The following is a 22,727-nucleotide window of genomic DNA, read 5'->3' on the forward strand; positions in this document are numbered from 1 at the left end:
ACGCGGGCCGTAGCGTCGGCCGCTCGGCCGGGACGCGGGCCAGTAGCGTCGGCCGCCCGAGCGGGACGCGCGCGGGTGACCGAACGCCGCCCGCACGCCCCCAGCAGGCCTGCTGCCCGAACGCTCAGTCCAGAAGCGGGATCTCGATCGCCGGGCACTTGTTCATGACTATCTCCAGGCCCGCCTCGCGCGTCCGGTCGTACGCCGCCTCGTCGACCACGCCCAGCTGGAACCACACCGCCTTCGCGCCGATCGCGCCGGCCTCGTCGGCGACCTGACCGGCGAGGTCGGAGTTGACGAAGACGTCCACCACGTCGACCTCGAACGGGATGTCGGCGAGGGACGCGTAGCCCTGCTCGCCGTGCACCGTCTCGGCCTTGGGGTGGACCGGGACGATCCGCTTGCCGTAGCGCTGGAGGACGGCGGCGACGCCGTACGCGGCGCGCTCGCTGTTCGAGGAGAGGCCCACGACCGCCCAGGTGTCACCGGACTCCGTGAGGATCTTGCGGACCGTCTCCTGATCGCCGTACATGTGCTGCCTCCTGGGTCGACGTCGGTTCACCGGCGACAACAGGGCGATGGCGCGGGGGATTCCCCGGGTTCAGCCCACGTGGACGCGGGGGCGCAGCGCGGTGTCCGGTTCGGCCGTGAAGTCGGACGAGTCCTCGACGAAGACCTCCAGGAACAGCACGGGCCGGCCGTCCGGGATGTGGGTCTGCTCGCGCTGGCTGTACTCCTTGGACCAGTACTCGGCCGTCGAGTGCTCGTCCGGCTCGTTCGCGATGACCCGCAGCGGGCCGTGGCTCGCGGCCTCGTCGATGAGGCGCCGCGCGGTCTCGTCGAACGTGACCTCACCGGCCCGCAGCTCGAACGCGCGGTGCACCCGGGACGCGAAGGAGTTGAGCATGATCCCGACGATGAACAGAAACGCGATCTTGATGCCGTCGGGCCGCTCGATCACGTTCGTGACGAGGGTGTACGCGAACACCGCGGTGATCGCGCCGAAGCCGACCGTGGCGGCCCGGCGCGCCTTCGACCGCACGGCGACCGTCGAGGTGAACGACGCCGACAGCATCAGGACCAGCACACCCGTCGCGTACGCCCCGCTCTGCTCGTCGACGTTCGCGTGGAACCAGAGCGTGATGCACACCGCGGTCGCCATGAACAGGAGCACCAGCGGCCGGACGGCACGCGTCCACTCCGGGGCCATGCCGTAGCGCGGCAGATAGCGCGGTACGAGGTTGAGGAGACCGGCGAGCGCGGACGCTCCGGCGAACCACAGGATGGCGATGGTCGACACGTCATACACCGTGCCGAAGGCCTCGCCCAGGTAGCGGTGCGCGAGGAAGGCGAGGGCGCGCCCGTTGGCCGGGCCGCCGCTCTCGAACGCGGACTGCGGGATGAGGATCGTCGTCGCGAGGTTGGACAGCAGCAGGAAACCGCTCATGATCAGCGCGGCCGTGGTGAGCAGCTTGCGGGTGTCCTTGATCCGCCCGGCGGGACGCGCGTGCGTGTCGGTGGCGTCGCCCCGCACCTGCGGCATCACGGCGACGCCCGTCTCGAAGCCGGACATGCCGAGCGCCAGCTTCGGGAAGACGAGGAGCGCCACGCCGACCATCGCCAGCGGCGAGGAGTGCGCGGCGGTCATGGAGTCCAACCAGTTGCCGATCTTCACCGGCTGGGTCAGGACGTGCCAGGAGGCGGTGAAGAGGACGACCACGTTCAGCGCGAGATGGACGGCGACCAGTGCGACCGCGCGGCTCTTTCGTCGCGACGGTGCAGGACAGGGACGTCCGGCGGCCGCTGTGACGACGAGCGAGTATTCACCACTGCGTGATCAGGACGACGGGCGGGGCGAACGGACGAGGCCACGCGGCATACGCTGGGCCGATGCAGGACGAGTACCGCACCGTGGCCCGCGAGGGTGTGCACGAGACCGAGATCAACCGTTCCCGGTTCCTGTGCGCGCTCGCGCCCGCCGCCACCGAACGCGAGGCCCAGGACTTCATCGCGCGCATCCGCAAGGAGCATCCCACCGCGACCCACAACTGCTACGCGTACGTCATCGGAGCCGACGCCTCCGTGCAGAAGGCGAGCGACGACGGCGAACCGGGCGGCACCGCGGGCGTGCCCATGCTCCAGATGCTCACGCGCCGCGAGATGCGGTACGTCGTCGCCGTCGTGACCCGCTACTACGGAGGCGTGAAGCTCGGCGCGGGCGGCCTCATCCGCGCCTACGGGGGCGCCGTCGGGGAGGCCCTCGACGCGCTCGGCACCCTCACCCGGCGCCGCTTCCGGCTCGCCACCGTCACCGTCGACCACCAGCGCGCCGGCAAGGTGCAGAACGACCTGCGGTCGACGGGACGTGAGGTGCGTGACGTCCATTACGGAGAGGCGGTCACGATCGAGATCGGCCTGCCCGATGCCGACGTCGACGCGTTCCGGGCCTGGCTGGCCGATGTCACCGCCGGCACCGCCGAGTTCGAGCTCGGGGGAGAGGCGTACGGGGACGCGTGAGGGCCCCTGCCGGGGGCGGGCGGGAAGCGGCCGATCCGCGAGAGGCCGCCCGTGATGTCCGACCCGGCCGTTAGTCTCGGGGATCATGAGGCTGCTGCACACTTCCGACTGGCATCTCGGCCGGGCGTTCCACCGGGTGAACATGCTCGGTGCCCAGGCCGAGTTCATCGGTCACCTCGTCGACACCGTCCGTGAGCGGGACGTCGACGCGGTGGTCGTGGCCGGCGACGTGTACGACCGCGCGGTGCCGCCGCTCGCCGCGGTCGAGCTGTTCGACGACGCCCTGCACCGCCTCGCCGAGCACGGCATCCCCACGGTGATGATCTCCGGGAACCACGACTCCGCGCGCCGCCTCGGCGTCGGCGCGGGACTCATCGGACGCGCCGGCATCCACCTGCGCACCGACCCGGCCGCCTGCGCCACCCCCGTCATCGTCCCCGACACCACCGGGGACGTCGCCTTCTACGGGCTCCCGTATCTCGAACCGGCGCTCGTGAAGGACCAGTTCGGGGTGGTCAAGGCCGGACACGAGGCCGTCCTGGCCGCCGCCATGGACCGCGTGCGCGCCGATCTCGCCGAGCGCCCCGCCGGTACGAGATCCGTGGTCCTCGCGCACGCCTTCGTCACCGGCGGCGAGGCCAGCGACAGCGAGCGGGACATCACCGTCGGCGGAGTCGCCTCCGTGCCCTCCGGCGTCTTCGACGGCGTCGACTACGTGGCGCTCGGGCATCTGCACGGCAGCCAGGTCATCTCCGAGCGCGTCCGCTACTCCGGATCACCGCTCCCGTACTCCTTCTCCGAGGCCGACCACCGCAAGAGCATGTGGCTTGTCGACCTGGACGCGGACGGTTTCGCCGGTGCCGAGCGCGTCGACTGCCCGGTGCCCAGACCGCTTGCACGGATCCGCGGCGAGCTGGCCGACCTCCTCGAACGGCCGGAGCTTGCGGTACACGAAGAGGCGTGGGTCGAGGCCACCCTCACCGATCCGGTGCGCCCGGACGATCCCATGGCCCGCCTCGCCGAGCGGTTCCCGCACACCCTCAGCCTCGTCTTCGACCCGCAGCGCGCTCCCGAGGACCCCGACGTCTCGTACGCGCAGCGCCTCAAGGGGCGTGACGATCAGCAGATCGCGGAGGACTTCGTGGCCCATGTGCGCGGCGCCGGACCCGACGAGCACGAGCGCGCCGTCCTGCGCGACGCCCTCGACGCCGTACGGATCGACGACACCCGCCGCGAGGTCGCCCGATGAGGCTCCACCGGCTGCGGATCACCGCCTTCGGCCCCTTCGGGGCGAGCCAGGACATCGACTTCGACGACCTCTCGGCGGCCGGCCTGTTCCTGCTGCACGGCCCGACCGGCGCCGGAAAGACGTCCGTGCTCGACGCCGTCTGCTACGCCCTGTACGGCTCCGTGCCCGGCGCCCGGCAGGGCAGCGGCCAGGGCACGTCCCTGCGCAGTGATCATGCCGCGCCCGGCACGCGTACGGAGGTCACCCTCGACCTCACCGTCGCGGGCCGCCGCCTGGAGCTGACCCGGCAGCCGCCGTGGGAGCGCCCCAAGAAGCGCGGCACGGGCACGACCGTCGACAAGGCGCAGAGCTGGCTGCGCGAGTACGACGCCGCCGCCGGCACCTGGAAGGACCTCAGCCGCTCCCACCAGGAGATCGGCGAGGAGATCAGCCAGCTCCTCGGCATGAGCAAGGAGCAGTTCTGCCAGGTCGTCCTGTTGCCGCAGGGGGACTTCGCGCGGTTCCTGCGGGCCGACGCCGAGGCCCGCGGCAAGCTCCTCGGCAGGCTCTTCGACACGCGCCGCTTCGCCGCGGCCGAGCAGCGGCTGGCCGAGCAGCGCCGCGCCGCCGAGAGCGAAGTGCGCGCTGCGGACGCCGAGTTGCTGGCCGACGCGCACCGGATGCAGCAGGCAGCGGGGGACATCGTCGAGCTGCCGGCCCCTGACGCCGAGCCCGGCGACCCCGGACTCGCCGACTCCGTCCTCACGTGGGCCGCCGTGGCCCGCTCCACCGCTCGCGAGCGGCTGACCGTCGCACACCTCGCGCTGACCGCCGCAGACGCTGAACGCACCTGTGCACAGGGCGAGTTGGCCGACGTGCAGGAGAGGCACCGGCTCCAGCGGCGGTATGCGGAGGCCCGGGAGCGGGCCGCGCGGCTCGACGAACGGGCTGACGTGCACCGGCTGGTTCAGGAACGCATGGCGCGGGGTCGTAAGGCGGAGGCGGTCGCGCCCGCGCTTGCGCTGCGCGACGCCGCCGAGAGCGAGCACCGCAGGGCCGCGGGCGAGGAGGCGCGTGCGCGAGTCGTGCTGCCCGAGGAGTTTGCCGGGGCCGGCGCGGCGGGGCTCGCCGCCGCCGCGCGCAAGGCGACCGAGGAACTGGGCGGCCTGGAGTCCGCCCGGCGCGCCGAGCAGCGACTGACGGAACTCGCCGAGCAGCGGCGGGAACTCGACGGCGAGGAGCGCGCCGACGACGAACTCCTTCAGGACGCGGCCAGTTGGCTCGACGGCTGGGAGAGCGCCAAGGCCGCACTCCAGGACGCGGTCGAGGCCGGGCAGGACGGTGCGACGCGGGCCGAACACCTTGCGAGTCAGCTGGAGTTCGCGCAGCAGAAGGCCGAGGCCGCGCGGCGCCGCGACCGGCTCGCCGGTGAGGCCGCAGAGGCCGGTGACCGTGCCCTGCGGACCCGGGAGGAGGCCGCCGCCGCGCACGAGCGCTGGCTCGCCCTCAAGGAGCGGCGGCTGAACGGGATCGCGGCCGAACTCGCCGCCCAGCTCGTCCCCGGCGAGCGCTGCGCCGTCTGCGGCTCCATCGACCACCCCGAGCCCATGCGCAAGACGGCGGAACACGTCGGGCGCGAAGCCGAGGAATCGGCCCTCACCGCCTACCGTGAGGCCGAGGACGCCCGCACCACCCAGGAGACCCACCTCGCGGCGGTACGGGAATCCCTCGCCGCCGCCACGGCTGCCGCCGGGGAGACCTCTGCCGCCGAACTCGCCGACGCCGCCGAGGAGTTCCGCGTACGACACGCCGAGGCGCGCGGCCTCGCCTCCGGCCTGCACGCTGCCCGCGAGGCCCTCCATCAGGCCGAACGTGAGCACGACCGCCGACTCGCCGCACAGCAGGAAGCGACGCGGCGGGCCGTCGCCAGGGCCACCCTGCGTGAGACCGTCGACCGCGAACAGGGCGTCCTGGAAGGCGAGTTGGCCCAGGCCCGTGGTGACGAGGCCAGCGTCGGCGCGCGCGCCGCCCAGCTGGAACGCCGGGCCACGCAGCTCACGTCCGCCGCCGACGCCGCCCGCGCGGCCGACGACACGGCGCAGCGGCTCAAGGACACCGACGCGCGACTCGCCGACGCGGCCTTCCGTGCCGGGTTCGACACGCCGGAGGCCGCCGCGGCCGCACTCCTCGACGACGACGAGCACCGCGAACTCCAGCACCGGCTCGACGCCCGCCAGAACGAAGAGGCCGCGGTGCGCTCCGTGCTGGCGGAGGACGACACGACGGCAGCGGGTGGGCTGCCGCCCGCCGATGTGGCCGCAGCCCAGCACGCCGCCGAGACGGCGGACCGGCGCGTGCGGGACGCGGCCTCCGCCCGCGACGACGCGGCCCGGCGCTGCACCGAACTCGACCGGCTGTCGGAGCGCTGCCTCAGCGCCGTCCAGCGGCTCGCGCCGCTGCGCGCCCGGTACGACCGCGTCGCCCGCATGGCGGGCCTGGCCGCCGGCACGTCAGCGGACAACGAACGCAAGATGCGCCTGGAGTCCTATGTCCTCGCGGCCCGGCTCGAACAGGTCGCGGCCGCCGCGACGGCGCGCCTGGCCCGTATGTCGTCGGGCCGGTACACGCTCGTGCACTCCGACGACCGCACGGGGCGCGGCCGTTCGGGCCTCGGCCTGCATGTCGTCGACGCGTGGACCGGGCGCGAGCGGGACACGGCGACGCTGTCGGGCGGCGAGACGTTCTTCGCGTCCCTCGCCCTCGCCCTCGGCCTCGCGGACGTCGTCACGGACGAGGCGGGCGGCGTCCGCCTCGACACCCTCTTCATCGACGAGGGCTTCGGCAGTCTCGACGACCAGACCCTGGACGAGGTCCTCGACGTCCTCGACTCCCTGCGCGAACGGGACCGCAGCGTGGGCATCGTGAGCCATGTCGCGGACTTGCGACGGCGGGTGCACGCGCAGTTGGAGGTCGTGAAGGGGAGGTCGGGGTCGTCGGTGCAGCAGCGGGGGGCGGGGGACTAGGCCCGGTTCTGAAAGTGCTGGTCACAGCGTCTCGTCGAGGGCTGTGACCAGTACGGTCGCTTTTGCGGCGGCAAGTGGCTGGTCAGTGAACCAGCAGGTCGATCACGCCCGTCAGGTCTTCATCTCCGCTGCCCTCGGCCAGGCGGCGGCGCATCAGCTCGAAGTAGGGGCTGAGCAGTTCCGGGCTGACACCCTGATGCTCGGCGGTGCTCAGCAAGGTCGGCGCGCCAGTCACCTGCATGGCAAGGCTGGAGACGACGCCCTTGGTGTAGTCGCCGCTCCGCAGCTGGTCGGCGGTCTGGTGAACTGCCGGGGCCATCGCGACGAGCCAGTCGGCGAGCAGCGGGGCGAGCGTCGCGGGGTCGATGTCCTCCTTGCGGATCAGGGCGAAGGCGTGCGCGGCTCCGGCGAACATCCCGTACATGGCGCTGAGCAGGGCCACGTCGTGCAGGGCCGCGAAGCCCGCGTCCTCGCCGACGTAGGTCGTGCCGGCCGGGACGCTCAGGGTCTCCTCGTGCTGCTCGAAGAGCTTCCGCGAGCCGCTGTAGAAGGCGTAGCCGCCGGCTTCGGGGACGCCGATCATCGGAGGGACGGCCATGATCCCGCCGTCGAGGTAGCGGGCGCCGCGTTCGCGGGCCCACTCGGCGCGTGCGCGGGCCTGGGCGGGGGTGCTGGTAGTCAGGTTGACCAGGTCCTTGTCGGCCAGGTCGGTGCCGGTCAGCACCTCGTCGACCGAGGTGTCGTCCAACAGACAGACGACGATCAGCGTGTTCGCTGCGACCGCCTCAACGGCGGTGTCCGCGACGCGTGCACCCTCGGCGGCGAGTGCCGTGGCTCGGGCCGGGGTGCGGTTCCAGACGGTGAGTGGGTGGCCTGCGGCAAGCCAGGTGCGGGCCAGCGCGGTGCCCATCGCGCCGAGGCCCAGCAGCGTGACGGGAGTCTTCTCAACAGTGTTCTGTGCCATGCCGATTAGGCTGGTCAAAGGCCCGGAGGTGATCAAGTACGCACTTTGGAGTGGGTGGTTACCCCGGGGTGAGCGAGCACGTCAGAAGGGTGGGGCATGACGACGCTGAACCGGCCGGGCGCACCAGACGGACACGTCTGCGGGATCGACGCCGCGATGGAGGTGATCGGCGGCAAGTGGAAGGTGCTGATCCTCTGGGCGCTCCACGAGCACCCCTACCGTCGCTTCGGCGAGCTGCGCCGACTGCTTCCGGGGATCACCGAGAAGGTGCTGGCCTCTCACCTACGTGAGCTGGAAGAGGACGGCGTCGTGCACCGCGTCTCCTACGACGAGGTGCCGCCCCGCGTCGAGTACTCGCTGACCGAGGACGGCGTACGCCTCAACGGCGCACTCCAGCCACTGGCCGCCTGGGGTCGCGAGCGGCCGACCACCCGAGGGCTGGAGGGGAAGGCGGGTTGAGCCCTTCTCACGGTGGGGCGGGGCCTGTACGAGGCTTGTCTCAGGGTGCAATTGTGGAGGGCATGAGCGGCTGGGTTTCGGTGTGTGCACCCGCCCGAGACGCTGGGGCAGCCAGCGGTCGAGCTGCGCAGACGACCGAGAGGCCAAACCGACGACTGCCCGACAGCGCGGACCCGCCCTCAACGCCCCAACGCCCGCCGCGGCAGCGGCGACGAATACACCACACTCGTCGTCACCGAGCCCAGCGCCCCGATCCGCCCCGAGATCTCCTCCAGGTGCTTCATCGAGCGCGCCGCCACCTTGATCACGAAGCAGTCGTCGCCCGTGACGTGGTGGGCCTCCAGGATTTCCGGCGTCGTCTCGACCAGGTCGTGGAACGGCTTGTAGTTCCCGTTCGGGTAACGCAGCCGTACGAACGCCAGGATCGGGAGGCCGATGCGCTCGGGTGCGACCACCGCCGCGTAACCGGCGATGACGCCGGCCTCCTCCAGGCGCCGTACCCGTTCGGTCACCGCGCTCGCGGACATCGAGACGGCGCGTGCGAGCTCGGCGTAGCTGGCCCGGCCCTCGCGCTGGAGGACGTCCAGGATGCGCCAGTCGGTGGCGTCGGGTGTGTACGGGGATTCACCGGTCATGAGGCAGGAATAGCAGGGGGATCCCCGGCTGATCAAGGGTGATGCCGGGGATCGTCAGTTCAGGCGGGGCGCTGCGGCCCGTAGTTTTCTGGGCATGACCACCACCCTCAATGCCGTGCTCCGCATACCCCCGGAGGACCCCGCCGTCGCCGCCGCCCACTTCGCGGCCAGCCTCGCCTTCCACGCCGACGTGTCCGACGTCGCCTCCGCCCTCGAAGCGGCAACCGGCGACCCCGGATTCGTCGTCGTGGACACCCGATCGACCGCCGCCTGGGACCAGGGTCACCTCCCCGGCGCCGTCCACCTGCCCACCGCACTCATCCCCGAGCAGGCCGAACAGATCCTGGACAAGGCCGTGCCCGTGGTCACGTACTGCTGGGGGCCCGGCTGCAACGGCGCCACTCGGGCCGCCCTCGCCCTCGCCCAACTCGGCTTCCAGGTAAAGGAGATGCTCGGCGGATTCGAGTACTGGGCGCGGGAAGGGTTCGCGTACGAGACGTGGGAGGGGCGGGTGCGGCGTGAGGTCGATTCTCTTACGGCGCCGGCCGGCACGGATGACTGCGGCTGCTGACCCGACAGGGAAGGTGGGCGGCAGCCCAACGACCGCCGCCCACCCCACGCGTCACAGCTGCGACAACTCGTCCACCAAGTCGTCCAGCCCCAGCGACCCCTGCGAAAGCGCCGCCATGTGCCACGCCTTCGCGTCGAACGAATCCCCGTGCCTGGCCTGCGCGTTGGAGCGCCCGAGCAGCCACGCGCGCTCGCCCAGCTTGTAGCCGATCGCCTGCCCCGGGATGGACAGATAGCGGGTCAGCTCGCTCTCCACGAAGTCCGCCGGGCGACTGCTGTGCGCGCCGAAGAACTCCTGCGCGAGGTCAGGCGTCCACCGCTCGCCCGGGTGGAACGGCGAGTCCGCCGGGATCTCCAGCTCCAGATGCATCCCGATGTCGACGATGACGCGAGTCGCACGCATCATCTGCGCGTCCAGATAACCGAGCCGCCGCTCCGCGTCCGTGAGGAAGCCCAGCTCGTCCATCAGGCGCTCCGCGTACAGCGCCCACCCCTCGGCGTTGGCACTGACCATGCCGACGCTCGCCTGGTAGCGGGACAGGCTGTCCGCGACGTGCGTCCACTGCGCGAGCTGGAGATGATGACCGGGGACACCCTCGTGGTACCAGGTGGAGACCAGGTCGTAGACCGGGAACCGGGTCTCGCCCATCGTCGGCAGCCACGTGCGCCCGGGGCGCGAGAAGTCCTCCGACGGCGCCGTGTAGTAGGGCGCGGCGGCGCTGCCGGCCGGAGCGATACGGGACTCCACCCGCCGTACCCGCTCCGCGAGTTCGAAGTGCGTACCGTCGAGCGCGTCGATCGCCTCGTCCATCACGCCCTGGAGCCAGCGCTGGACCTCGTCCACGCCCTCGATGTGCGTGCCGTGCTCGTCGAGGTGGGCGAGCGCGACCCACGGCGTCGCGGCGCCGGGCAGGATCTTCTCGGCCTCCTTCCGCATCTCGCCGAGGAGCCGGTGGTACTCCGCCCAGCCGTACGCGTACGCCTCGTCCAGGTCGAGGTCCGTGCCGTTGTAGTACCGCGACCAGCGCGCGTACCGCTCACGCCCCACCGTGTCGGGCGAACCCTCGATCGCGGGCGCGTACACGTCACGCATCCAGTCGCGCAGTTCGACGACCGCGGCGGTCGCGGCGGCGCCCGCCGCGTCGAGCTCGGCGCGCAGTGCGTCCGGGCCGTCCGCCGTGAACTCCTCGAACCAGCCGCGCTCTTCGCCCGCCCACTCGGTGAGCTGCCCGATGAACGTGTCGGTCGGACGCGGTGACGCGTGGAGCTTCTTGTCCAGGCCGAGCTGAAGCGTCTCCCGGTACCCGGCGAGCGTCCGCGGCACGGCGCGCAGCCGCTCGGCGACGGCCGCCCAGTCCGCGTCCGTCTCCGTCGGCGTGAGGGTGAACACCTCCCGCACGTTGTGGATCGGTCCGCCGAGGTTGGTGACGGCCCGCAGGTTCTCCTCGGCGTCGTGCACGGCGAGTTCGGCCGTGAGCCGCTCCCGCAGGAGCCGGCCGCAGCGGCGCTCGATCGCCTCCTCGGCGCCCGGCCTGCGCTCGGCCTCGTCGAGCCGCGCGAGCGTGGCGCGCGCGAGCTCGGCGATGGCGTCGTGACCGGCCGGGGACAGGTCGGGCAGCTTGCTGTGGCTCTCCGGCACACCGAGGTAGGTGCCGGTCACGGGGTCGAGGGCGATCAGCTCGTCGACGTACGCGTCGGCGACCTCACGGGGGAGCGGTCCGGTGACCGCTGCTGTTGTGGCTGACGTATCTGACATGCCGCCATATTCATACGACACGGTGTGCCGCGTCAGCAGGATTCGCCCACCGCGTCGGCGGGCGGAGGAAGCAGCGGGCCGCACTCCCACTGCTGGAAGATGAGCCGGGTCTCGACGCGCGCCACTTCCCGGCGCGCGGTGAACTCGTCGAGCACGAGCCGCTGGAGGTCGGCCGTGTCGCGCACGGCGACATGCACCAAGTAGTCCTCGGGGCCCGTCAGATGGAACACCGACCGTGACTCGGGCAGCGCCCGGATCCGCTCCACGAACGGCCCCACCAGCTCACGCCGGTGCGGCCGCACCTGTACGGACAGCAGCGCCTGGAGCCCGCGCCCCAGCTTCGCCGGGTCGAGACGCAGCTGATGCCCGAGGATCACACCGGACCGCCGCAGCCGCGCCACCCGGTCCAGACACGTGGACGGCGCCACCCCGACCTGCGCGGCGAGGTCCCGGTACGTGACGCGGGCATCGTTCTGCAGGAGGCGCAGCATGTGCAGATCCACCGGATCCAGTACGACAGAATCGGCCATCTGCCGAACGTAACACGGGGGTTGATGGCTTGATCCCGGAGGTTGTTCAGGCTGATCACCATGGACAACGACCTGTACGCAGGCCCGCGCCAGGGCTCCGCCCACCGGCGGGCCCTCGCCACCGAAGCCGTGCACGCCGGACGCGACGACCTCGCCGGACTCGGCCTGCACGCCCCGCCCATCGACCTGTCCACCACCTACCCGTCCTACGACAGCCGCGCCGAGGCCGCCCGTATCGACGCGTTCGCCGCGGACGGCGTCGTCGACGACGGACCCCCGGTGTACGCGCGGCTCGGCAACCCGACCGTCGCCCGCTTCGAGACCGCGCTCGCCCGTCTCGAAGGCACCGAGAGCGCCGTCGCCTTCGCGAGCGGCATGGCCGCGCTCACGGCGGTACTCCTCGTACGCGGCGGGGCAGGGCTTCGGCATGTGGTGGCCGTCCGGCCGCTGTACGGCTGCAGCGACCATCTGCTCACGGCCGGAGCACTTGGTACGGAGGTGACCTGGGTCGACCCCGCCGGCATCGCGGACGCGATCCGGCCTGACACGGGACTTGTGATGGTCGAGTCACCCGCGAATCCGACGCTCGCCGAGCTCGATCTGCGTGCCGTGGCCCACTCGTGCGGGACCGTGCCGCTGCTCGCCGACAACACCTTCGCCACGCCGGTGCTCCAGCGGCCGGCCGAGAGCGGCGCACGCCTCGTCCTGCACAGCGCCACCAAGTTCCTCGGCGGGCACGGGGACGTCATGGGCGGGGTGGTGGCCTGCGACGAGAAGTTCGCGCGGCAACTGCGCCAGGTGCGCTTCGCGACGGGCGGCGTGCTGCATCCGCTCGCCGGCTATCTGCTCCTGCGCGGCCTCTCGACGCTGCCGGTACGGGTTCGGGCCGCCTCCGCGACGGCGGCCGAACTGGCGCGGCGCCTGTCCGCCGACCCGCGCGTCACCCGCGTCCACTACCCGCGGATCGGCGGCGCGATGATCGCCTTCGAGACGGCGGGCGACCCCCACGAGGTGATCGGCGCGGTACGGCTTGTCACTCCGGCCGTCAGCCTCGGGAGCGTCGACTCGCTCATCCAGCACCCGGCGTCCATCAGCCACCGCATCGTCGACGCGACCGACCGCAGGGACGCCGGGGTGAGCGACCGGCTGCTGCGGCTTTCGGTGGGGTTGGAGGACGTCGAGGATCTGTGGGCGGACTTGGACGTGGCGCTGGGGCGGCCGGGTGGCGGCGGTGCGGGCGTGCGCGGGGAGGAACGGGAGGTACGGGAGGTACGGGTTCCGGAGTGACACCGGTGACGGGGTGGGGGTGACCGGTCCGGGCCCGTGCCGGAGTGACGCCGACGGCGGGATGTGGGTGACCGGTCCGGGCCGGCTCGCGAGGAGCCGGTCCCGGCCGGTTAGGCCTCAGCGGTGGTCGACCTGCGCGTACGGCACCCGTGCCCTGGCCGGCCAGGCCTCAGCGGTGGTCGGCCCGCTCGTACGGCACCCGCGCCCCGGCCGCCGTCTTCTCAAGGCGTGCCGTCAGCACCAGCGTGCCCTCCTCGACCTGGTAGTCGAGGGGCAGGCCGAGGCCGCGCATCGCCGCGACCATCCCGGTGTTGGACGACTGCGTGAGTGCGTACACGCTCTCGCAGCCGGCCTCGGCCGCCATCGAGACCAGCCGTCCGATCAGTTCGGCGCCGATGCCGCGCCGCTGCCACTGGTCCTCGACGAGCAGCGCGATCTCCGTCTCGTCGCCGTCCCACAGCAGATGCCCGAGGGCGACGATGCGGCCCGAAGCGGTCTGCGCGGCGAGGGTCCGGCCGTAGCGGGGGCTGAGCAGGTGGTTGAGGTAGCGGTCGGCGTCGCCGACGGGACCGTGGTAGCGCCTGCTGAGCGTCTGCGGCGAGCACCGCGCCTGCATGGCCTTGGCGGCTTCCACGTCGTCCGTGCCGGCCCGGCGGATGGTGATCGCGTCGCCCTCGGGCAGCGTGAGGACGTCCTGGCTGCGGGGGATGCGCGGGCCGAGCCGCGCGTCGAGCTCGACGAGGGCGCGGGCGCGGGCGAACTCGGTGGGCGTGAACGGCAGATACGGCCGCTCCACGGTGATCACGCCGCCTTCGGGGGCCCGCAGCCGGATCAGGGTCCCGTCGAGCACCCCGTCCACCGGCGAGGCCTCCGCCGTCGCCGGATACGACCTGATCGTGCACCGGCCGAGCAACTGACGTAGTGCCAACGGCAGTTCGGCCGCGTCCAGAGCTGTACGCGTGGCCAGGCCGAGGATGCGGGTGGGGGCGTCCACGAGGTCGTGGGCGTCGGCCCGCTCGGTCCAGGTGTCGGTGCCGCCGGCCTCGGAGACGACCCGGGTGAGTTCGTCCGTGGCCAGGTCCTGCGGAGCGCGCAGCAGGAACTCGTCCACGGTGCCCTCGCCGAGCGGATGTGTCTGGAGGCTCAGAATGTCGACCCGCAGGGCGGCCAGCGCCGCGCACAGGGCCGCGAGCGATCCCGGCTCGTCGCGCACGGTCGTCCGCATCCGCCACAGGGCGGTGCCGGCAGGGGCGGTGTCGGTCGGTTCCGACTGCCCGGTGCGCTCCGTGGAGGGGAGCGGCCGGGCCTCGGTATCGGTGGTCACCGGAGGCGCGTGGTTGTGGCGTCGTGTGCGCCATGTGCGGATTCCGGCGGTGAACAGGGCCGCGAGTTCGGCGGGGCGACCGTTCTTCGTGTGCGGCACGTCAGACATGTCTGGAGTCATGTGACCACTGTGAAGGAACGGTGTTGCGTGACCGCTAACGCTTTGTGACCGATGGGTAAAGACTGCTTACGCCCCATGAGTCCTATTTGCCGCGAAGTGGCACTGGCCCGCTACTGACCGACCCGCCCCGGCTCCAGCGTCTTCGAGAACAGTACGTCCCCGCCCTCCTGCCGCAGCCGGACCGTCAACTCACCGCTGTCACCGTCGATTTCGACCTCGCCGAAGTACGGCGGTGTCTCCATCGGCGAGGTGTTCGCCCGGTTCGGAGCCTTGATGAACTTCTGCTCCGGACCGAACGTGCCGTCCAGCTTCAGCGCCTGGAATCCGCCCGCCGCCAGCGGGCCCGAGACGAACTCCCAGAACGGCTCGAAGTCCTGGAACGCCGCGCGCGAGGGGTCGTAGCGCTGGGCGGAGGTGTAGTGCACGTCGGTGGTGAGCCACAGGGTGCCCGTGATCCGGTCGTGCTTGATGTGGCGGAGCAGCTCGGCGATCTGCAGCTCACGCCCGAGCGGTGTCCCCGGATCGCCCTGCGCGACCGCCTCGAAGTTCACCTTGCCGTCGGGTACGACGAGGCCGAGCGGCATGTCGGAGGCGATCACCTTCCACGTGGCCCGCGAACGCGACAACTCGCGCTTGAGCCAGGCGAGTTGACGGGCGCCGAGAATCCCGGTGGTGTCGTCGGCCTGTCGGCCGGGGGAGTTGGCGTTGCGGTACGACCGCATGTCGAGGACGAACACATCGAGCAGCGGGCCGTGCCGCAGGACCCGGTACACGCGTCCCTCGGCGTCGCCCGGCGGCAGCGTGGACACGGGGAAGTACTCGCTGAATGCCCGCAGCGACCGCGCCGAGAGGACGTCTGTGCTCTTCTCCGTGTAGCGGGCGTCGTCCAGGATCTGGCCCGGGTACCAGTTGTTGTGCACCTCGTGGTCGTCCCACTGGACGATCGACGGCACCTGCGCGTTGAAGCGGCGCAGGTTCTCGTCGAGCAGGTTGTACCGGAACGCGCCCCGGAACTCCGCGAGGGTCTCGGCGACCTTCGACTTCTCCTCCGTCGTGACGTTCCGCCAGATCCGGCCGTCGGGCAGCGTGACGCTGGGCAGGATCGGGCCGTCGGCGTAGATGTTGTCGCCGCTGCACAGGAAGAAGTCGGGGTTCAGGACGCGCATGTCCTCGTACACGCGGTAGCCGCCCCGGTCCGGATTGATGCCCCAGCCCTGGCCCGCGATGTCGCCGGACCACAGGAAGCGGACGCCGCCACGGCGGTTCACGGGGGAGGTGCGGAAGGTGCCGGTGACGGGTTCGCCGGTGCGGCGCGGGTCGTCGGGGTCGGCGAGCAGGACGCGGTAGTGGATCTGCTCGCCCGGCGGCAGGTCGCGGAGCCGGGTGGTGCCGGTGAAGTCGGTGCGGGCGCCGATCAGCGGCCCGTTCCACCGGATGGGGTTCCGGAACGACTCGGTGGCGGAGGTCTCCACGATCATGCGCGCGGGGCGGTCGGACCGCGTCCAGATCAGCCCCGAGTGCGCCGACACGTCACCGGCCTGGACACCCCACGCGGCCTTCGGGCGTCCAGACAGGGAGAGGGCCGGTGCCGATCCCAGGGTGGGCAGCGCGAGAGCGGCGGAAGCGGCGAGCGAACCGCGCAGCACCCCGCGGCGGCCGGGCAGAGAACTCGGCGGACGGTGTGACATGAAGACGCCTCCAGAGACGGGTCCCGACGACAGTGACGACAGTGCGGTGCGCCCACCGCGTGGGCGCCGCCGCGATGCCCACACCTACGTGCTCACCGCAGCCCGCACGCGAACCTCAAGTGAACAACCGTCTCAGGGAGTTGGGGAACCCGGCACGCGGACGGGATCTGGCCATCACGGGGCCGGTGCGAGGCCGGTACGGGGTCGGTGCGGGGTGGGCCGGCCGGGGCAAGCCGCGTATGGCCCCACCCATGCCCGCGTCAGCGACTCGTGTCCAGGATGACGCGCGACACCAGCGCCGGGTCGTCGTTCATGGGCACATGCCCGCACCCGGGCAGCCGCACGAGACGGGCGCCGGGCAGGGCGTGCTTGGCGCGGATGCCCTGGCGCCGCAGGAGCAGCCGGTCACGGGTGCCCCACGCCACCGTGACGGGCACCTCCGGGACGTCGTCCGTGAACAGCACGTGCCGGCCGGCCTGAAGCGTCGGCGTGAACCCGGTCGCCTCGCGCAGGGCCAGCGTCTCGGCGACCACGTCCTCGGGTGAACGGCGGCCGGGGCGGGCGTAGATGGTGCTCGTCAGGGCAGCCCGGCCCGCGGCGGAGCGCGACAGCCGCTCGATCGCCGCGACCGGCAGCGCGCGGGCCCCCTGCCGCATCGCGTGGAGCGTGCCGAACGCGTACCGCCGTTCGGCCTCCGACCAGAACCCGCCCGGCGACAGTGCGGTGACCGAGCGCACCAGCTTCTCGCGGCCGAGCTCCAGGGCGAGCAGCCCGCCGAGCGAGTTGCCCGCCACGTGCGGCCGCTCGATGCCGAGGGTCGCGCACAGCGCCCCGAGCACGGACGTCACGGTCGGCAGGTCGTACGCCAGACCCTCGGGGAGTGCCGGGGACGCGCCGAAGCCCGGCAGGTCGACGGCGATGACCTCGCGCTCGCCGGCCAGCACCGGAATCACCGGCGACCAGGCCTGCCAGTGGTGGCCGATGCCGTGCAGCAGAAGCAGCGGCTCCCCACTGCCCACACGTTCGTGAGCGATGGTCACCTGGCGGGGGCCACCGGGGGATTCGATGCTGAAGGACACCTCTGCGGCCATGTCGCGCTCCCTGTCCCCGACGCCCGCGCGACGGATTCTTAGACTGCTTGTCAGCAACAATTACCGCTCAGTAGCCTTCAGTTCAAGTGGGCGCCCTGGCACGGCCCGTGGCGTCGGCCGAATCCTCCTGGACAGGCGCCGCCGGGTCCGTTGGGATGGGGGCGTGGCAACCGACACCGTGATCGAGGAATTCGAAGAACACCGTCCGGTCCTGATGGGCGTCGTCTACCGGATGCTGGGCCGGGTCGCCGACGCCGAGGACGTCGTGCAGGACGCGTGGCTGCGCTGGTCGCAGGCCGACCGCGACGAGGTGCGCGAACCGCGCGCGTACCTCGTCCGCGTCGCCACGCGCCTCGCCATCGACCGTCTGCGCCAGGCGCAGACCCGCCGCGAGGCGTACGTCGGTCCCTGGCTCCCGGAGCCGCTGGTCACCGACTACGGGCCGACCGCGCCCGACACCGCGGAGACCGCCGTCCTCGCCGACTCCGTGTCGCTCGCCGTGCTCGTCGTCCTGGAGTCGCTCTCGCCACTGGAACGCGCCGTGTTCGTGCTGCGCGAGGCGTTCGGGTTCCCGTTCGCCGAGATCGCCGCCACGCTCGAACGCAGCGAGTCCGCCGTCCGCCAGCTCGCGGGCCGGGCGCGCCGGCACGTCGACGAGCGCCGGCCCCGCTACGAGGTGGACCCGGTCGAGCGACGCGACCTCACCGAGCGCTTCCTCGCGGCGGCGACCGGCGGGGACCTGGAGGGTCTGATGGCACTCCTCGCACCCGACGTGCGCCTCGTCGGCGACAGCGGCGGCAAGACGAAGGCGCCGCTGCGCGTCATCGAGTCCGCCGACAAGGTGGGCCGCTTCCTGCACGGCGTGTCCGGAAAGGGCGACGAGTTCACCGTCCGGTTCGTGGAGATCAACGGCGGGCCCGCCGTGCTCCTCCTCGCCGGGGACAAGCCGGACAGCGTCTTCCAGCTCGAGGTCGCCGACGGCCGGATCCAGTGCGTGTACATCCTGCGCAACCCGGACAAGCTCACGTCCCTCGCCTGACGCCGCTTCCTCCGGTCCGCGTCGAAGCCCCCGTCGAAGCCCCCGCCCGCCAGGGAGGGGGCTTCGCCGCGTTGCGCGAATACCGCGTTGCGCGAATACCGCGTCGCACGAACACCGCGTCGCACGAATGCCGTGTTTCACCAACGCCGCGTGAACGCTCGGCGGACCTCCGTGAACCCTCCGCTGCCACGCCCCGGCGGGCCCCCGCGCGGCCCGAGGATTGGTCTTGACCAAGTCGGGGGCCGGGCCTACCCTCGCAGAGATAGTGCAGGAACCTTTAATAAACAAGGGCGCTAAACAAGGGCGCTGAACACAGCCGGGACACGGTGATTGCGGAGGACAGGGTGGGGACCACGCAGTTGGAAGCGGCACCGGAGCCGAAGTACTGGCACCTCAAGACCGTACTGAGCGAGGCACTCGACTCCGAGTTCTCCGTGGGCGAGATCCTGCCGAACGAGCGCGAGCTCGCGGCCCGCTTCGGGGTCGCCCGTGCCACGCTCCGCCAGGCCCTCGAGCAGCTCGAACTCGAAGGCAGGCTCCAGCGCCGCCGCGGCGTCGGCACCACCGTCGCACCGCCCCGCATGGGCGTCGCGGTCGCCTCCTCCGAAGACCAGGACTGGCCCGGTGAGGCCGACGGAGACGCCTGGCAGACCGTCGACAGCGAGCCCGCCGTACCGCCCGCCGCGGTGGCCAAGATCCTCGGGACAGCCCCCGACGAGCGCGTCCACCGGGTCCGCCGTACGCGCCTCTCGCACGGCCAGCCCATCGCCGCCGAGCTGCTCTACGTACCGGCGTCATCCGTGCCCGAACTCTCCGCCATCGACGCGCCCTCCGGGCCCGCCCGCGCGCGGGCCGTGTTGCGGGAGCTGAGGCGGCTCGGGCTCGAGGGCCAGGACCGGGCCGTCGAGCTGGGCTCGGCCCGCGCCGACGAGGCGAAGGAACTCGACCGGCTACCCGGCGCGCCGATGCTCGTCGTCACGACCCGGTTCTTCAGCGAGGGCGAGACGGCCGCCGTCTCCGTGGCCACGTACCGCGCCGACACCTGCCGCCTCACCTTCGGCGACTCGGGCGGCGTCGAGATCCACCACGGACCGGACCGCCAGGCGTCCTGAGCGCGTTCATGGGTGAGGCCCACGGCGACGGCCGCCGTGGGCCTCACCCATGATCACCGCCGCGCCGTGACCGTCCCCTCGACGGCGAACAGCTGCTCCTCCACGTGGTCGAGCGCCAGCCGCAGCGCCCCCGTCGCGACCGCCGCCTCGCCCAGGATCGACAGTGCCACGCGCGGCGGACGCAGGCAGTAACGCGCCAACTCCCGCCGCAGCGGCTCCAGTACACCGTCCAGACCGGCCGCCCAGCCGCCCACGACGACCACTTCGGGATCGAGGGCGAGCACCAGCGCCGCCACGTCGTGCACCAGGCGCTGGAGGAACCGGTCGACCGCCGCGCCCGCCCGCTCGTCGCCCTCACGCGCGAGCGCGAAGACCTCCGCCACCGCCTGCTCGTCGAGCGGATGCAGCGGCTCGCCGGTCGTCGACAGCAGCGTCTCCGGGCGTACCTCACGCCCCAGCAGATGCAGCGCCCCGATCTCTCCGGCCGCGCCCCCGTAGCCGCGGTGCAGCCGGCCGCCGATCAGCGCGCCCGCCCCGGGGCTGAGGCCCGCGAGGACGAACACGACGTCGTCCGACTCGGTCGCCGCGCCCTTCCAGTGCTCGGCCACGGCGGCGGCGTTCGCGTCGTTCTCCACCAGGACCGGGCACTTGAACGAGCGCCGCAGCCGCTCGCCGAGCCGCAGACCGGTCCACTCCGGGAGCGCCGTCCCGAGCCGCACGGTGCCGTCGGCCTCCACGATGCCGGGGGTGCCCACGCCGACCGCCCGCAGCGAGTCCCGGGCGACGCCCGCGCGGCGCAGCAGGTCGGCGACCGCGGTCCGCAGCCGTTCGAGCCGCTCGTCGGCCGGGGCCGTCTCGTCGACCTCCTTCGCCGCCGTGCCGAGCACCTTGCCGTCCAGGTCCGACAGGACGGCGGCCACGCGGTGCGGGCCGATCTCCAGGCCCAGCAGATGACCGGCCTCCGCCCGGAACCGGAACCGTCGCGCCGGCCGCCCCTGGCGCCGCGTCGCGCTGTCGTCGACGGCCGTCTCGACGACGAGTCCCGCTGCGATGAGCCCTTCGACGACGCCCTCGACCGTGGGCCGGGACAGACCTGTCACCCGGGTGATCTCGGTGAGTGTCGCGAGGTCTGTGGCGCGCAGGGCGTGCAGCACCACCGCGGAGTTGATCCGCCGTAGCAGGGACGGATCCCCGCCGGTCAGCCGCCCCAACGTCCGTCCTCCCAGCTCGCGCGCGTGATGGGCGGATCGTACTCGCAGGCGTCGGTACCGGCGAGCGCGGGTGCACTTCTGTGCCGCGCCACGCTCAGCCGGGCGACACGAAACCGGATTCGTACGCGGCGATCACGGCCTGCGTGCGGTCGCGTGCGCCCAGCTTGGCGAGGACGGCGCTGACGTGCGACTTCACGGTCTCCGTGCCCACGACGAGCCCCTCCGCGATCTCCGCGTTCGACAGCCCGCGCGTCATCAGGCGCAGCACGTCCGCCTCCCGCTCGGTGAGGGCCGCGCGGTCCATCGCCTCACGCGCCGACGCGTTCCCGTACTCGGCCGCGAGCCGCCGCACGGCCGCCGGGAACAGCAGCGACTCGCCCGAGGCCACGAGCCGCACCGCGTGCACGATCTCGGCCGGCCGCGACCGCTTCAGCAGGAACCCGTCCGCGCCGGCCCGCAGCGCCCCGTACACGTACTCGTCGTTCTCGAACGTCGTGATCACGAGGATTTTCGGCGGCTCGGGCATGGCGCGCAGCACCGCGCGCGTGGCCTCGATCCCGTCCAGGAGGGGCATCCGTACGTCCATGGCGACGACGTCCGGGCGCAGTTGCCGTACGAGCGGGATCACCGCGGCGCCGTCGGCGGCCTCGCCCACGACCTCGATGTCCGGCTGCGCCGACAACACGGCCCGCAACCCCGCCCGGACGAGCGGTTCGTCATCGACAAGAAGCACGGTGAGCGGCATCGGGCCAGCGTAGAGGAGGGGCGGGTACGGAGGCGTGGGCCTCGCCAATTTGTGGATCAAGCCCGGCCCGTACGCGGGGCAAGCGCGGCCGTTCGCGGGGCAAGCCCGGCCGTTCGCGGGGCAAGCCCGGCCCATTCACGGATCAAGCCCGGCCCGTACGCGGGTCAGCCGAGCGGCAGCTCGACCCGTACCTGCCACTGGCCCTCATGAGGACCCGTCCGTGCCCGCCCTCCAAGCAGCGCCGCCCGTTCCCGGATGCCGCGCAGGCCGCTGCCGCCGGAGCGTGCGTCCACCGGTGTGCCCGCAGGCAGCGGATTGCGTACGTCGAGCCGGAGTTGGGCGGCGTCGACCGTGACGGCCACGCGGATCGGGACCGTTCCCGAGTGCCGCAGCACATTCGTGAGCGCTTCCTGAAGGATGCGGTAGCCCTCCCTGGAGACGGGACCGGGCACCGTGTCGAGGGCGCCCGCGAGCTCGGCGTCCACCTCGGCGCCCGACGCGCGCGCCGAGTCGAGGAGTCGGTCCGCCTCCGCGAGCGTGGGGCGGCGACTCGCGGGCTGCTCCGACTCGCGAAGGACCAGAAGCACCCGCTCCAGATCTTCGAGCGCCGCCCGGCCGGTCTCCTCGATGGCATCCAGGGCGCGGTCGGTGAACGCGGGGTCGGCCGCCGCCCGCGCGGCACCGGCCTGCACGACGGCGACCGTGAGGGCGTGCCCGATCGAGTCGTGCAACTCCCTTGCGATGCGGTTGCGTTCGAGAAGCTGCTCGGTGCGCTCCTCGAGCGCGGCAAGCCGCTCCGCGGCGGACGGTCCGAGCAGGCCGAGCGCGGCAGAGGCCATCAGACGCCCCGCGAGCGCGACCGTGTGCACGAGCACGAGCAGCGGCACCGGTACGAGCAAGGCGCACGGCCAGCCGTGCCACGGGAGGGGGATCAGGGACGCGCCTTCTCCCCGGCCGCCCAACGCGAGGTCCACCAGCTGCATGGAGGGCGAGATGAGCTGCACGGTCACGAACGCGACCGCGCAGCCCGCCCACAGACGCAGCGTCAGCCAGGCCGCCGTCCTGCCCCGGTCACGCCACGAGGCCGACGGTGCGACGGAGACGCCCTCTTCCCGCTTATCGCCCTCCACGCGCGCGTGCGCCCCCGGGAACAGCATCAGCCGGGCCTGAAGCCCCTCCGCCCTGCGCACCGCGGGAATCACGGCGGTGGCGACGAGCAGTGGGACCGGGATCAGGACGATCAGGGTCCATTCCCTGACCCCGGGCCGGACGAGCCCCGGGTACACCATCCCGCACACCAGGGCGATGAGCACACCGACCAGGAGATGCAGCCAACGGGTGTACGTGACCGCGCGGGTGAACGGTGCGAGGAGGCGGGACATGCCGCCATCGTGCCAGCGCGGGTACGCGGACGGCTCCCCCGCGCGG

Annotated in this window: 19 protein-coding genes and 1 pseudogene; 8 read left to right on the forward strand and 12 right to left on the reverse strand. The window is 72.3% G+C overall.

Features of this window, described 5'->3' with window-relative positions; genetic code table 11:
• Positions 1-124 precede the first annotated feature (124 nt).
• The gene (locus ABZ893_RS33660; protein WP_361411674.1) at positions 125-532 is read right to left on the reverse strand and encodes a CoA-binding protein; all 408 of its coding nucleotides are present in this window, start codon (positions 530-532) and stop codon (positions 125-127) included.
• 108 nt (positions 533-640) lie between these two features.
• A pseudogene (locus tag ABZ893_RS33665) lies at positions 641-1,756 on the reverse strand (amino acid transporter); the annotation flags it as partial.
• A 134-nt stretch (positions 1,757-1,890) separates the two neighbouring features.
• Here ABZ893_RS33665 and ABZ893_RS33670 point away from each other — a divergent pair.
• From ABZ893_RS33670 to ABZ893_RS33680, 3 genes are all read left to right on the forward strand, one after another.
• On the forward strand, positions 1,891-2,517 hold the full coding sequence (locus tag ABZ893_RS33670) for a YigZ family protein (protein ID WP_361411675.1): 627 nt from the start codon (positions 1,891-1,893) through the stop codon (positions 2,515-2,517).
• An 85-nt stretch (positions 2,518-2,602) separates the two neighbouring features.
• On the forward strand, positions 2,603-3,766 hold the full coding sequence (locus ABZ893_RS33675; protein WP_361411676.1) for an exonuclease SbcCD subunit D: 1,164 nt from the start codon (positions 2,603-2,605) through the stop codon (positions 3,764-3,766).
• Positions 3,763-6,768, forward strand: coding sequence for an SMC family ATPase (locus ABZ893_RS33680; protein WP_361411678.1), 3,006 nt, complete (start codon positions 3,763-3,765; stop codon positions 6,766-6,768). Before ABZ893_RS33675 ends, ABZ893_RS33680 begins: the two co-directional genes overlap by 4 nt.
• Positions 6,769-6,850: 82 nt before the next feature.
• Here the strand turns inward: ABZ893_RS33680 and ABZ893_RS33685 are convergent, their stop codons facing one another.
• Positions 6,851-7,732, reverse strand: coding sequence for an NAD(P)-binding domain-containing protein (locus tag ABZ893_RS33685; protein WP_361411680.1), 882 nt, complete (start codon positions 7,730-7,732; stop codon positions 6,851-6,853).
• Between the two features lie 96 nt (positions 7,733-7,828).
• Between ABZ893_RS33685 and ABZ893_RS33690 the strand changes: the two genes are divergently transcribed.
• Entirely contained in the window at positions 7,829-8,191 is a 363-nt protein-coding gene (locus tag ABZ893_RS33690) for a helix-turn-helix domain-containing protein (protein WP_361411682.1), read from the forward strand.
• A 179-nt stretch (positions 8,192-8,370) separates the two neighbouring features.
• Here the strand turns inward: ABZ893_RS33690 and ABZ893_RS33695 are convergent, their stop codons facing one another.
• Positions 8,371-8,826, reverse strand: a complete 456-nt coding sequence (locus ABZ893_RS33695) for an Lrp/AsnC family transcriptional regulator (protein ID WP_361411684.1) — start codon at positions 8,824-8,826, stop codon at positions 8,371-8,373.
• A 94-nt stretch (positions 8,827-8,920) separates the two neighbouring features.
• On the opposite strand from ABZ893_RS33695, the gene ABZ893_RS33700 reads away from it, so the two are divergent.
• Positions 8,921-9,397 carry a rhodanese-like domain-containing protein gene (locus ABZ893_RS33700; protein ID WP_361411686.1) on the forward strand — a complete coding sequence of 159 codons (477 nt, stop codon included), beginning with the start codon at positions 8,921-8,923 and terminating at the stop codon, positions 9,395-9,397.
• Between the two features lie 51 nt (positions 9,398-9,448).
• Here ABZ893_RS33700 and ABZ893_RS33705 read toward each other — a convergent pair whose 3' ends face one another.
• Together ABZ893_RS33705 and ABZ893_RS33710 are read right to left on the reverse strand one after the other, a co-directional pair.
• Complete coding sequence (locus ABZ893_RS33705; protein WP_361411688.1) at positions 9,449-11,152, reverse strand: DUF885 domain-containing protein; 1,704 nt, start codon at positions 11,150-11,152, stop codon at positions 9,449-9,451.
• Between the two features lie 32 nt (positions 11,153-11,184).
• Complete coding sequence (locus tag ABZ893_RS33710) at positions 11,185-11,682, reverse strand: Lrp/AsnC family transcriptional regulator (protein ID WP_361411690.1); 498 nt, start codon at positions 11,680-11,682, stop codon at positions 11,185-11,187.
• 60 nt (positions 11,683-11,742) lie between these two features.
• On the opposite strand from ABZ893_RS33710, the gene ABZ893_RS33715 reads away from it, so the two are divergent.
• Positions 11,743-12,969: a PLP-dependent transferase gene (locus ABZ893_RS33715; protein WP_361411692.1), complete on the forward strand. Its 1,227-nt coding sequence runs from the start codon at positions 11,743-11,745 to the stop codon at positions 12,967-12,969.
• Between the two features lie 169 nt (positions 12,970-13,138).
• Here ABZ893_RS33715 and ABZ893_RS33720 read toward each other — a convergent pair whose 3' ends face one another.
• The 3 genes from ABZ893_RS33720 to ABZ893_RS33730 all read right to left on the reverse strand — a co-directional run bounded on the left by ABZ893_RS33720 (position 13,139) and on the right by ABZ893_RS33730 (position 17,192).
• Entirely contained in the window at positions 13,139-14,413 is a 1,275-nt protein-coding gene (locus ABZ893_RS33720; protein WP_361411694.1) for a GNAT family N-acetyltransferase, read from the reverse strand.
• A gap of 110 nt (positions 14,414-14,523) precedes the next feature.
• On the reverse strand, positions 14,524-16,101 hold the full coding sequence (locus tag ABZ893_RS33725) for an alkaline phosphatase D family protein (protein WP_361411696.1): 1,578 nt from the start codon (positions 16,099-16,101) through the stop codon (positions 14,524-14,526).
• Between the two features lie 260 nt (positions 16,102-16,361).
• Positions 16,362-17,192, reverse strand: coding sequence for an alpha/beta fold hydrolase (locus tag ABZ893_RS33730; RefSeq protein ID WP_361411698.1), 831 nt, complete (start codon positions 17,190-17,192; stop codon positions 16,362-16,364).
• A 163-nt stretch (positions 17,193-17,355) separates the two neighbouring features.
• On the opposite strand from ABZ893_RS33730, the gene sigJ reads away from it, so the two are divergent.
• A complete protein-coding gene (sigJ, locus tag ABZ893_RS33735) occupies positions 17,356-18,231 on the forward strand; it encodes an RNA polymerase sigma factor SigJ (RefSeq protein ID WP_361411700.1) in 876 nt (291 codons plus the stop codon).
• A 344-nt stretch (positions 18,232-18,575) separates the two neighbouring features.
• Positions 18,576-19,343, forward strand: coding sequence for a GntR family transcriptional regulator (locus ABZ893_RS33740; protein WP_361411702.1), 768 nt, complete (start codon positions 18,576-18,578; stop codon positions 19,341-19,343).
• A 53-nt stretch (positions 19,344-19,396) separates the two neighbouring features.
• Here ABZ893_RS33740 and ABZ893_RS33745 read toward each other — a convergent pair whose 3' ends face one another.
• The 3 genes from ABZ893_RS33745 to ABZ893_RS33755 all read right to left on the reverse strand — a co-directional run bounded on the left by ABZ893_RS33745 (position 19,397) and on the right by ABZ893_RS33755 (position 22,681).
• Positions 19,397-20,554 carry an ROK family transcriptional regulator gene (locus tag ABZ893_RS33745; protein WP_361411704.1) on the reverse strand — a complete coding sequence of 386 codons (1,158 nt, stop codon included), beginning with the start codon at positions 20,552-20,554 and terminating at the stop codon, positions 19,397-19,399.
• 94 nt (positions 20,555-20,648) lie between these two features.
• Positions 20,649-21,299 carry a response regulator transcription factor gene (locus ABZ893_RS33750; RefSeq protein ID WP_361411706.1) on the reverse strand — a complete coding sequence of 217 codons (651 nt, stop codon included), beginning with the start codon at positions 21,297-21,299 and terminating at the stop codon, positions 20,649-20,651.
• A gap of 164 nt (positions 21,300-21,463) precedes the next feature.
• Positions 21,464-22,681 carry a histidine kinase gene (locus tag ABZ893_RS33755; protein WP_361411708.1) on the reverse strand — a complete coding sequence of 406 codons (1,218 nt, stop codon included), beginning with the start codon at positions 22,679-22,681 and terminating at the stop codon, positions 21,464-21,466.
• Positions 22,682-22,727: the final 46 nt, after the last annotated feature.

The sequence above is a fragment of the Streptomyces sp. NPDC046821 genome, from assembly GCF_040645335.1.
GTDB lineage: Bacteria > Actinomycetota > Actinomycetes > Streptomycetales > Streptomycetaceae > Streptomyces.

Bases quoted from the DNA above. Each gene is read 5' to 3' on its own strand.
- ABZ893_RS33660 (WP_361411674.1), bottom strand. From the start codon at position 532: ATGTACGGCGATCAGGAGACGGTCCGCAAGATCCTCACGGAGTCCGGT.
- ABZ893_RS33670 (WP_361411675.1), top strand. From the start codon at position 1,891: ATGCAGGACGAGTACCGCACCGTGGCCCGCGAGGGTGTGCACGAGACC.
- ABZ893_RS33675 (WP_361411676.1), top strand. From the start codon at position 2,603: ATGAGGCTGCTGCACACTTCCGACTGGCATCTCGGCCGGGCGTTCCAC.
- ABZ893_RS33680 (WP_361411678.1), top strand. From the start codon at position 3,763: ATGAGGCTCCACCGGCTGCGGATCACCGCCTTCGGCCCCTTCGGGGCG.
- ABZ893_RS33685 (WP_361411680.1), bottom strand. From the start codon at position 7,732: ATGGCACAGAACACTGTTGAGAAGACTCCCGTCACGCTGCTGGGCCTC.
- ABZ893_RS33690 (WP_361411682.1), top strand. From the start codon at position 7,829: ATGACGACGCTGAACCGGCCGGGCGCACCAGACGGACACGTCTGCGGG.
- ABZ893_RS33695 (WP_361411684.1), bottom strand. From the start codon at position 8,826: ATGACCGGTGAATCCCCGTACACACCCGACGCCACCGACTGGCGCATC.
- ABZ893_RS33700 (WP_361411686.1), top strand. From the start codon at position 8,921: ATGACCACCACCCTCAATGCCGTGCTCCGCATACCCCCGGAGGACCCC.
- ABZ893_RS33705 (WP_361411688.1), bottom strand. From the start codon at position 11,152: ATGTCAGATACGTCAGCCACAACAGCAGCGGTCACCGGACCGCTCCCC.
- ABZ893_RS33710 (WP_361411690.1), bottom strand. From the start codon at position 11,682: ATGGCCGATTCTGTCGTACTGGATCCGGTGGATCTGCACATGCTGCGC.
- ABZ893_RS33715 (WP_361411692.1), top strand. From the start codon at position 11,743: ATGGACAACGACCTGTACGCAGGCCCGCGCCAGGGCTCCGCCCACCGG.
- ABZ893_RS33720 (WP_361411694.1), bottom strand. From the start codon at position 14,413: ATGACTCCAGACATGTCTGACGTGCCGCACACGAAGAACGGTCGCCCC.
- ABZ893_RS33725 (WP_361411696.1), bottom strand. From the start codon at position 16,101: ATGTCACACCGTCCGCCGAGTTCTCTGCCCGGCCGCCGCGGGGTGCTG.
- ABZ893_RS33730 (WP_361411698.1), bottom strand. From the start codon at position 17,192: ATGGCCGCAGAGGTGTCCTTCAGCATCGAATCCCCCGGTGGCCCCCGC.
- ABZ893_RS33750 (WP_361411706.1), bottom strand. From the start codon at position 21,299: ATGCCGCTCACCGTGCTTCTTGTCGATGACGAACCGCTCGTCCGGGCG.
- ABZ893_RS33755 (WP_361411708.1), bottom strand. From the start codon at position 22,681: ATGTCCCGCCTCCTCGCACCGTTCACCCGCGCGGTCACGTACACCCGT.